The 8,527-nt window shown below is 71.1% G+C and carries 6 protein-coding genes and 3 pseudogenes; all 9 read right to left on the bottom strand.

Annotation, left to right across the window (positions count from 1 at the left end; translation table 11 throughout):
- Positions 1–113: 113 nt before the first annotated feature.
- Entirely contained in the window at positions 114–1,142 is a 1,029-nt protein-coding gene (locus E2651_RS37930) for a LacI family DNA-binding transcriptional regulator (RefSeq protein ID WP_135335826.1), read from the bottom strand.
- A gap of 62 nt (positions 1,143–1,204) precedes the next feature.
- A pseudogene (locus E2651_RS45720) lies at positions 1,205–2,393 on the bottom strand (hypothetical protein); the annotation flags it as partial.
- 68 nt (positions 2,394–2,461) lie between these two features.
- Positions 2,462–3,097, bottom strand: a pseudogene (locus tag E2651_RS45725) (extracellular solute-binding protein); the annotation flags it as partial.
- A gap of 120 nt (positions 3,098–3,217) precedes the next feature.
- The gene (locus E2651_RS37945; RefSeq protein WP_167829017.1) at positions 3,218–4,174 is read right to left on the bottom strand and encodes a sigma-70 family RNA polymerase sigma factor; all 957 of its coding nucleotides are present in this window, start codon (positions 4,172–4,174) and stop codon (positions 3,218–3,220) included.
- A gap of 255 nt (positions 4,175–4,429) precedes the next feature.
- A pseudogene (locus E2651_RS37950) lies at positions 4,430–5,614 on the bottom strand (FAD-dependent oxidoreductase); the annotation flags it as partial.
- 150 nt (positions 5,615–5,764) lie between these two features.
- Positions 5,765–6,049, bottom strand: a complete 285-nt coding sequence (locus E2651_RS37955) for a hypothetical protein (protein ID WP_135335830.1) — start codon at positions 6,047–6,049, stop codon at positions 5,765–5,767.
- A gap of 228 nt (positions 6,050–6,277) precedes the next feature.
- A complete protein-coding gene (locus E2651_RS37960) occupies positions 6,278–6,757 on the bottom strand; it encodes a carboxymuconolactone decarboxylase family protein (protein ID WP_135335831.1) in 480 nt (159 codons plus the stop codon).
- Complete coding sequence (locus tag E2651_RS37965; RefSeq protein ID WP_135335832.1) at positions 6,754–7,848, bottom strand: dihydrodipicolinate reductase; 1,095 nt, start codon at positions 7,846–7,848, stop codon at positions 6,754–6,756. The genes E2651_RS37960 and E2651_RS37965 overlap by 4 nt, the downstream gene beginning before the upstream one ends.
- A 107-nt stretch (positions 7,849–7,955) precedes the next feature.
- The gene (locus E2651_RS37970) at positions 7,956–8,471 is read right to left on the bottom strand and encodes a lytic polysaccharide monooxygenase auxiliary activity family 9 protein (RefSeq protein WP_135335833.1); all 516 of its coding nucleotides are present in this window, start codon (positions 8,469–8,471) and stop codon (positions 7,956–7,958) included.
- Positions 8,472–8,527: the final 56 nt, after the last annotated feature.

Here is an 8,527-nt window from a genome sequence, read left to right on the forward strand (position 1 = left end):
GTCTCGGGGGTGGTCTCGGGGTTCTCCGGGTTCTGAGACATGCCGCCAGCCTGCGGTCCGACCGCTCCTCGGTCCAGCGAAATGTTCCGCACGGCGCGGCGCCGCCGCCCACCTCAGCTCCCGTACTCCACCAGGCTGGTGGGCATCACGATGCGCCGCGCCGGGCCGGGGGACGCGGCGCCCGGCTTCTTCTCCCGCATGCGGTCGGCGAGGAGGCGGCCCGCCGCGCGGCCCAGTTCATCACTGTCGTACGCGACGAGGGTGAGGGGAAGGCCCAGCGCGTCGGCCAGTTCGAAGTCGTCGAAACCGGCGAGCGCTGTGTCGGTGCCGCTCGCCCGGATGGCGCGGAACGCCCCGATCGTGTTGCGGTTGTTGGAGCAGAACAGCGCGGTGGGCGGCTCGGGCAGCGCGAGCAGCTCGGCGGCGGCGCGCTCGGCCTCGCGCGGTTCGGTCTGGCCCGCTCGTACGCGGCTCTCGTCGAGCGGGAGTCCCGCGTCCGTGAGGGCGGCGTTGTATCCGCGCAGGCGCTCGGTGCCGGTGTAGACGGCGGGCGGGGAGCCGAGGAACCCGAGCCGGCGGTGGCCCTTCGCGATCAGCCGGGCGGTGGCGTCGCGGGCGCCGCCGAAGTCGTCGACCAGGACGCAGTCGGCGTCGAACCCCTCGGGCGGGCGGCTCGCGAGCACCACCGGTACGCCGTCGGCCGCGGCCGCGGCGAGATGCCGCTGGTCGGCGGCCGCGGGCACGGCGATGATGCCGTCGACGCGGCGGGCCACGAGGTCGGCGACGAGTTCGCGCTCGCTGTCCAGGCTCTGTCCGGTGTTGCCGATGACGGTCTTCAGGCCGTCGCCCGCGACCACGGAGTCGACGCCGAGGGCGAAGCGCGAGTAGAAGGGGTTGGCGAGGTTCGTGACGACGAGGCCGACCAGGCCCGTGCCTCTGCCGAGGCGGAGGCTGCGGGCCACTTCGTTGGGGCGGTAGCCGAGTTCCGCGGCGGCGGCGCGGACCCTGGCGCGGGTGGCGGGCAGGACGCGGGGGTCGTCACGCAGGACGCGGGACGCGGTCATCGCGCTGACGTCCGCGCGCTCCGCGACGTCCCGCAGGGTGGGTGGACCACCGCCCTTCGGTGCCTGCGACTCGGCCATCGTCCTGGTTCTCCTCAGCAGGCCCCTGCGTACCCTCACCGGAGTATCCCCCAGCCCGGAGTCTAGGTGCCGCCGTCCCGCACCAGCGCCTTCACCACCTTCGCCGGGCCGCCCCGCGCCACGAGGCGGTAGGCGCCGACCGCCGCGGGAACCGTCAGCGTCTCGGCGTACGCGAGGGCGTGCCGGTCCCCCGCCTCCGTCTCGACGACGATCCCATCGCCCGCCACCACGTTCAGCACATGGAAGCGACCCCGCGTGTGGTCGTCCACGGCGGCGCCCGCGTCCAGGGTGTGGCGGCGCACCTCGTAGAACATCTCGTCCAGCGCGCCGAGCAGTTCCTCGTGCCAGCCGTCACCGCGCCGCAGGACGCGCGGCTCCTGCACCAGGTCGCGGGCCACGGCGTCGCCCCGCCGTTCGGTCTCCAGGTTGGCCAGGCCGTGTTCGTAGGGGAGTTGGCGTGGGTTGCCGTCCGCGTCCGGGCGCAGCCAGTCGTAGAAGCGCAGGCTGTAGAGGTAGGGGGGTGGCGCTGATCTCCAGTACGAGATTGCCCGCGCCGCTCGCGTGCGGGGTGCCCGCGGGGATCATGAAGAGGCGGCCCTGTTCGGCGGGGAACGTCTGGACGTGGTCCCCGGGATCCATCGGCACCCCGTCGTTCGCCGCCTCCTCGATCTCCTTGCGGAAGAGGTCGAGGTCGGCGTCCTCGCGCAGGCCGAGAAAGACGCGGGTGTCCGGGCCGCCGCGCGTCATGTAGTACGTCTCGTGCTGTGTGTACGCCCAGCCGAACCGCTCCCGCATGTACGGCTCCTTGGGGTGACAGTGCACCGAGAGGTTGCCGCCGCCCACCGTGTCCAGGTAGTCGAAGCGGATCGGGAAGGAGGTGCCGAAGCGGGCGTGCACCTCCGGGCCGAGCACCTGCTCGGGGTGGAGCACGCACAGCAGCTGGAAGGGCACCTCGGCCTGGGCGTCGGGGCCGTGCCCGATGAGGATGCCCGCTTCGGGGGCGATCAGTTCGTAGCCGAGGGCGGTGTTGCGCGCGCCGGGGTTGAAGCCGAGTTCCCGCCGGGCCCAATGCCCGCCCCAGGGCGTCGAGTTGAAGAAGGGCCGGGTGCGTACGGGGCGCCTTGCGAGGTCGGCGTAGCTTGCGCGCAGGCCGTCGCCGTCGAGGAACACGGGGTGGCGTGGGTCCTGCATGTCGAGCCAGCCGTCCAGGCGGTCCGCGATGCCGTCACGGTGGCGGTCGAGCATCGGCCAGTGCGCAGGGCCCGCTCGGCGCGCGGATCGGTGTAGCTCTCGCGGCCGTTCATCAAGTCCTGGTAGAAGCGCGGGTCCTGACGGCTCAACACCTCCTGGAACCAGATGAAGGAGGGCCAGCGTCCGTCGGCCGTGCCGTGCAGGGGCGTGATGCCGTTCTTCTTCAGGCGGGCGCAGGCGGCGAGGAAGTCGTCCCAAGTCTCAGGGGCCTTGAGGTCGTGCTTCTCGAACACCTCGGGGTTGTAGAAGAACACCCAGTATGCGAGGTTCATCGGCAGGGCGTAGACGCGGTCCCGGTAGGTGAACGCGGGGCGCAGGGACGGCTCGACCCAGCCCTTGCCGACCGCGCGGTCCCAGTGCTCGGTCAGGTCGACGACGCCGCCGGTGCGGGCGAGGTCCTGGAGCCGGTACCCGGACCAGTACTTGAGCATGTCGGGCGTCTTGCTCGTCCGCAGCGAGGAGCGCACGACCTGCTCGAACGACTCCAGGGACGCGATGACCTCGGGCACGAGCTCGATGCCCGCGACCGACTTCATGGCCTTGCCCGCGGCGGCCATCGGCTTGGCCCAGGTGGCGTTGTCCCCGTGCACGGCGACCTTGCCCGGGGGCTTGCCCTCGGCGGTTCCGCAGGCCGTGGCGAGCGCACCGGCGGCGGCCGCGGCGAGGAGGGTGCGCCGGTCGACTCCCTGACGACTACCTGACATGGGTGGCTCCCTCAGGTGTGTGTCAGCCCGGTGTTAGCGTTACCACGGGCGTCATGGAGCTTCTCGGCGCCGGGGCCGGATGGCAATGGGTCGCGCAAGGGGCACGCCGGTCGGCGTCGGTCACCACTGGGCGATGAGCGGCGTGTCCGGTTCGTGCTGCCGCCAGGCTTCGGTGAGGCGGGCGAGGCGGGCGGGGGCGGCGATGCCGCGCACGGTTGCGATCCTGCCGCCGGTGACGTCGAACGTCACGGAGCCTACGACCTGCTCTCCGAGCACGAAGAGGATGGCGGGGGCGCCGTTGACGAGCGCGTAGTGGGCGGCGGGCGCGCCGTCGACGAGTCGCCGTTTCGCGGTTGTGGACTTGAAGCCGGCCGCTGCGATGGCGGCGATGCGCTGCGGAGTGTCGTACTGCAGCAGGGTCTTGGCCGGGCCGGCGCTGTTGGAGTCGGCGATGGCGATCGCGTCGTCGGTGAGCAGCGCCACCAGCCGTTCGGTGCGGCCCGAGGTGGCGGCGGCGAGGAATTCCTCGACGATCCTGCGGGCGGACGCCGGGTCGACTTCGCCGCCGCGGCGCGCGGCGGTGATGCGGCGCCGGGCCCGGTGGAGGTGCTGCTGGCTTGCCGACTCGGTGATGTCGAGGATCTCGGCGATCTCGGCGTGGCCGTAGGAGAACGCTTCGCGCAGGAGGTAGACGGCCCGTTCGAGGGGCGACAGGCGCTCCATGAGGGTCAGCATGGCCAGGGAGACCGATTCGCGCTGCTCGAAGGTGTCGGCCGGGCCGAGCATCGGGTCGCCGTCGAGGAGCGGTTCGGGCAGCCAGGCGCCGACGGCGCGTTCGCGGCGGGCCTGTGCCGAGCGGAGCCGGTCGAGGCACAGGTTGGTGACGACCTTGGTCAGCCATGCTTCCGGCACCTCGATCCGCTGCCGGTCGGCGGCCTGCCAGTGCAGGAACGCGTCCTGCACGGCGTCTTCGGCGTCGGTGGCGGAGCCGAGGAGTCGGTATGCCAGGGAGGCCAGCCGGTTCCGGCTGGCCTCGAACCGACCGATGTCGAATCGATCGGTGGCGGTGCTGTCCATGCGGTTCACCCTCGGAGGCTACGCGAGCGCCTTCTCGGCGGGGGCGGGGGCATCGGGCGTGTACGGGACCGCGTTCTCGGCGGACGCGTCCGGTGCGTACGGGACCGCGTTCTCGGCGGACGCATCCCGTGCGTACGAGACCGCGTTCTCGGCGGACGCATCCCGTGCGTACGAGACCGCGTTCTCGGCAGACGCATCCCGTGCGTACGAGACCGCGTTCTCGGCAGACGCATCCCGTGCGTACGAGACCGCGTTCTCGGCGGACGCATCCGGTGCGGCGGCCAGGCGGTGCATGCGCTTGGGCAGACCGAAGGTCGGGTGCGAGGAGGCCCACAGCGCGATCCTGTTGATGCGCTCTTTGATCCACGCGGGCTTCCGGCCACCCGAGTACTTCGGCTTTGCCTGCCCCTCGTCGTCGACCAACTGCAGGATCCCGTCCCGCTGCCCGAGGGTGATGTAGTTGTGCGTGTAGACCAGCTTGGTGTTCGCGACCTTGCCGCCGGTCAGGCGTCCCACGATCGCGTCGACGGCCTGCCGGCCGGTGTAGCCGGCCGAACCGCAGGACATCGGCAGCGGCCGGCCGTTGTCGCCGATGGCGTAGGCACTGTCCCCGGCGGCGTAGACGTTCGGGTGCGAGACCGAACGCATGGTGCGATCGACGACGATCCGACCGTTCCCGGTGACCTCGAGACCGCCGGCGGCGGCGATGGGGTTGGCCGTGAACCCGGCCGTCCACACGGTTGCGTCGGACGCCAGGGCGGTGCCGTCGGCGCACAGCACCCGCGTCGCTTCGACGGCTTCGACGCTGGTGTGCTCCAGGACGGTGACGCCAAGACGGTCGTAGACCTGGCGCAGGTGGCTGCGGGCACCGGCGGAGAGCCGGGCGCTCAGCTCACCGCGGGCGAGAAGCGACACCGACAGGCCCGGCCGGGATTCGGCGATCTCGGCGGCGGCCTCGATGCCGGTCAGTCCGTCGCCGACGACCAGCACCCTGCCGCCTTCGCCCCGCCTGCCCAGGCTGTCCAGGTGCTCGCGCAGGCGCAGCGCCGAGGGCCGGCCGGCGATGTCGAAGGCGTGCTCGGCCACGCCGGGGACGCCGTGGTCGGCGACGTGGCTGCCGAGCGCGTGGAGAAGCGTGTCGTAGCCGAGTTCGCCGCCGCCGTCGGCGTCGGCCACGGCGACGACCTGGCGCTCGGGGTCGACGGCGGTGACACGGGCCAGGCGCAGCCGTATCCCCGTGCCCGCGAAGACGTCGGCGAGCTTCGGAGCCTCGATCTCCCGGCCGGACGCGAGCTGGTGCAGCCGCATCCGCTGGACGAAGTCCGGCTCGGCGTTGACCACGGTGATCTCGGTGTCCGCCGGGGACAGCCGGCGGGCCAGGATCCCGGCCGCGTACGCCCCGGCATAGCCGGCGCCAAGGACAACGATGCGGTGCTTCATGTGTCTCTCCTGCTCTGTTCGTCTGCCTTCGTGACTTGAGCGGAACAGCTCCCCGATTCCTGACAGGAATTGCGTGTGGCATGGCTCACAGAGCGGCGGGAGCGCCCAACCTGCCGTCTACGAGGCGCACTTCAACCACGCCCGTTCCGATCAACCCCGCTGGATCCCCGACGTGTCGAGCAGGAAGCCGTAGAGCCCGCCCGGGGTCATCGGGAGGAACCCCTGCCCCCGGCGCTCGACGGCCAGGTACCACGTGCCGGGCACCAGCTCCCCCACGACCTCCAAGGCCCCCTTGTCGCTCATCAGCGGACGCGCCACCGGCACCGCGAACCAGAACGGCTTGAACCCCGGCTCGGCGGTGGCCGTCACGGCACTGGCCAGGCGCTGCGCGGTCTCCACCGTCTCGCGGGCGCGGCGCTCGGCCTCCAGCCTCAACTGTTCGTTCTTCAGAAGCAGTTGTTCCGAGCGCTGCTAGATCCGCGCCAGTCGCTGCTCGGCCTCGCTCAGCCCGATGGGGGGCGGCGGCCGGCGTGCGGTGCACATGCCGATAGAGGGTGTCCATGGACTTCGATGTGGACCTGTGCAGGAAGCAGCTGTTGAGTGACCGTCCCTGACGAACCGTCCCTGACGAACCGTCCCTGACGGAGGCTCCCCGGAAGGGTCTCAGTGCCCCGGCAGCACGCACGCCGTGTCGAGGCCGAGGACGTGGTTGAGGCGGCCGAAGGAGAGCCAGGCTCCGATGCTCATCGTCAGTTCCACTATCTCGCGCTGGGTGTAGTGCGCGGTCATCCGTGTCCAGAACGCGTCGTCGAGGCCGTGGTGGTCCAGGGCGTAGCGCTCGGCGTATTCGGCCGCGAGGCGGGTGCGGGTGTCGAAGACTGTTGTCGTGCGCCAGTGGGTGACCGCTTCGGGGAAATCCTCCTCGACCTTCCGGCCGTCGCGTTCGGTGCGCCAGTCGAGGCAGTAGAGGCAGCCGTTGATCTGCGCGACGCGCAGCCTCGCGGCCTCGAACTCCCTTAGTTCCAGGGTCGTGTGCTCGTAGACCGAGAGGGAGAAGGTCGCGGCTGCCGGTCCTATGCCGGGGACCAGCTCGCCCCATACGTAGCCGATCGGGTCCTGTCCCTCGGGGATGTCGATGTTCATGACCGGCTCCTCTTGAGGTCGCTGCCGCCGAGCTTGCCCGCCGCGGGGCGCAGCGGTACGTCGAGTGCGTCGTACAGGCCGGGTTCCGCGTCCACCAGCCAGTCGACGGCGTTCACCAGGCGGCCGACCGCGGTGGCGTTGCCGCCCGCCGACCGGTTCTCGCCCTCGTCGGCGGCCTCGACGGTGACCTCGATGCGCGGGCGGCCCTCGACGATCACCCGATGGGCGCCGGAGCCGTCCGGCGGTGCGGGCCAGTCGGGGGCGCAGGACGGGTGGATGCGGGTGATGTGCTCGATGACGATGCGGGGTACGCCGTCGACGACGCCCTGCACCTCGAAGCGCACCGCGCCCTGGGTGCCTGCCGCGAACTCGCCCATCGTCCGGGTCCGTACCGTGGCGTCGAGTGCGCGGCGCTCCAACGACTCGCGGATTTCGTCGAGTTCGGCGCCGAGCGCCCTGGCCATGAGCCGTATCTGCCCGCCCCACACCATCGTCGGGACGGTGGGTGCGAGCATCAGCGGTTCGTAGTCCATGGGCTGACCCATGCCGACCAGGTAGCGGACCGATTCTGGCTGGTCGTAGCTGGAGTAGTCGAAGATCTCCTGGCAGCGGATCGCGTCGACGGTGCCGCCGAGCCCGCTGACCAGGAGTGGCAGTACGTCGTTGGCCCAGCCGGGATCGACGCCGGAGACGAACAGGGCGCCACCGCCGTCCGCGATGGCTGCGAGCACCGGATCCCGCAGCTCGGGCGGGGCGCTGCGGTGGTCGTAGAGGGCATAAAGCGCCGGCGTGACGACCACCGCACCGGCCCGGATCGCTCGGCAGACGTCGGCGAGCGCCTCGTCGGGGCGGATGTCGCCCGATGCCGCGTAGACGACGGCCCGGGGCCCCGCGGCAAGCACCGCTTCTATGTCGCCGGTCGCCGCCACGCCCAACTCGATGCCGAGATCGGCAAGTTCGCCCGCGTCACGGCCGACCTTGCCGGGATCGTGGACAAGGACGGCCGTGAGCTTCAGGGCCGGATGGGCGTCCACGGCACGGATGGCCGCTCGGCCGACGTTGCCGGTACCCCAGACCACCGTGGAAATCATGCGGCGGAGGGTAACGACAGGGGGTGTCGGTTCCTAGGGCCGTGACGGGAAAAAGGAGGAAAAGGCGCCCGGGGGCGGGGCGCCGATTCCCTTCACGACCCTTTCTCCTAGCGGATGTTGACGTCGATGCAGGCGTAGAAGGCGTTCGACGTGTCGCCGATGTTCCACACGGCGAGCACCTTGTGCCTGCCGGTCGCGCTGCCCAGATTCACCTGGTGGGTGACGGTGGCAGGGGGCTGCTGATTGCCGCCGTCGATCGTCGCGACCTTCGTCCCGTCGACGAAGTACTCGTAGTTCGCGGTGCGGTGCCGCGCGGTGAACGTCCAGGTGAAGGTCTGTGTCCTGCTGACGTCGCTGACCTTCCAGCCCTTGCTGTCGTTGTCGAGCTCCGCGAACCTCGCGTTGCCGCCGCTGCAGCTGCGCAGGCCCTTGGGCCCTTCGACGCTCTGCGGTTCGTACTTGATCTCGCCGCACGCCACCGTGCCCGCGGCGCACTGCGCCTGACGGCTCGCGGGCGCGTTGACGTATCCGTGCGCGCTGGCCGAACCGGTCGGCAGCGTGAGGGCGAGGACCGGTGCCAGGCACGCGCCGATCGCGGCGGCGGTCTTCCGCTTTCTGTCCATGCGTACTCCTTCACGGCGTTGCTTCGTGGGGGTGTGCGGCGTGAAGTGCTCTCGTG

The organism is Streptomyces sp. MZ04, assembly GCF_004684775.1.
GTDB lineage: Bacteria > Actinomycetota > Actinomycetes > Streptomycetales > Streptomycetaceae > Streptomyces.

Bases quoted from the DNA above. Each gene is read 5' to 3' on its own strand.
- E2651_RS37930 (WP_135335826.1), bottom strand. From the start codon at position 1,142: ATGGCCGAGTCGCAGGCACCGAAGGGCGGTGGTCCACCCACCCTGCGG.
- E2651_RS37945 (WP_167829017.1), bottom strand. From the start codon at position 4,174: ATGGACAGCACCGCCACCGATCGATTCGACATCGGTCGGTTCGAGGCC.
- E2651_RS37960 (WP_135335831.1), bottom strand. From the start codon at position 6,757: ATGAACATCGACATCCCCGAGGGACAGGACCCGATCGGCTACGTATGG.
- E2651_RS37965 (WP_135335832.1), bottom strand. From the start codon at position 7,848: ATGATTTCCACGGTGGTCTGGGGTACCGGCAACGTCGGCCGAGCGGCC.
- E2651_RS37970 (WP_135335833.1), bottom strand. From the start codon at position 8,471: ATGGACAGAAAGCGGAAGACCGCCGCCGCGATCGGCGCGTGCCTGGCA.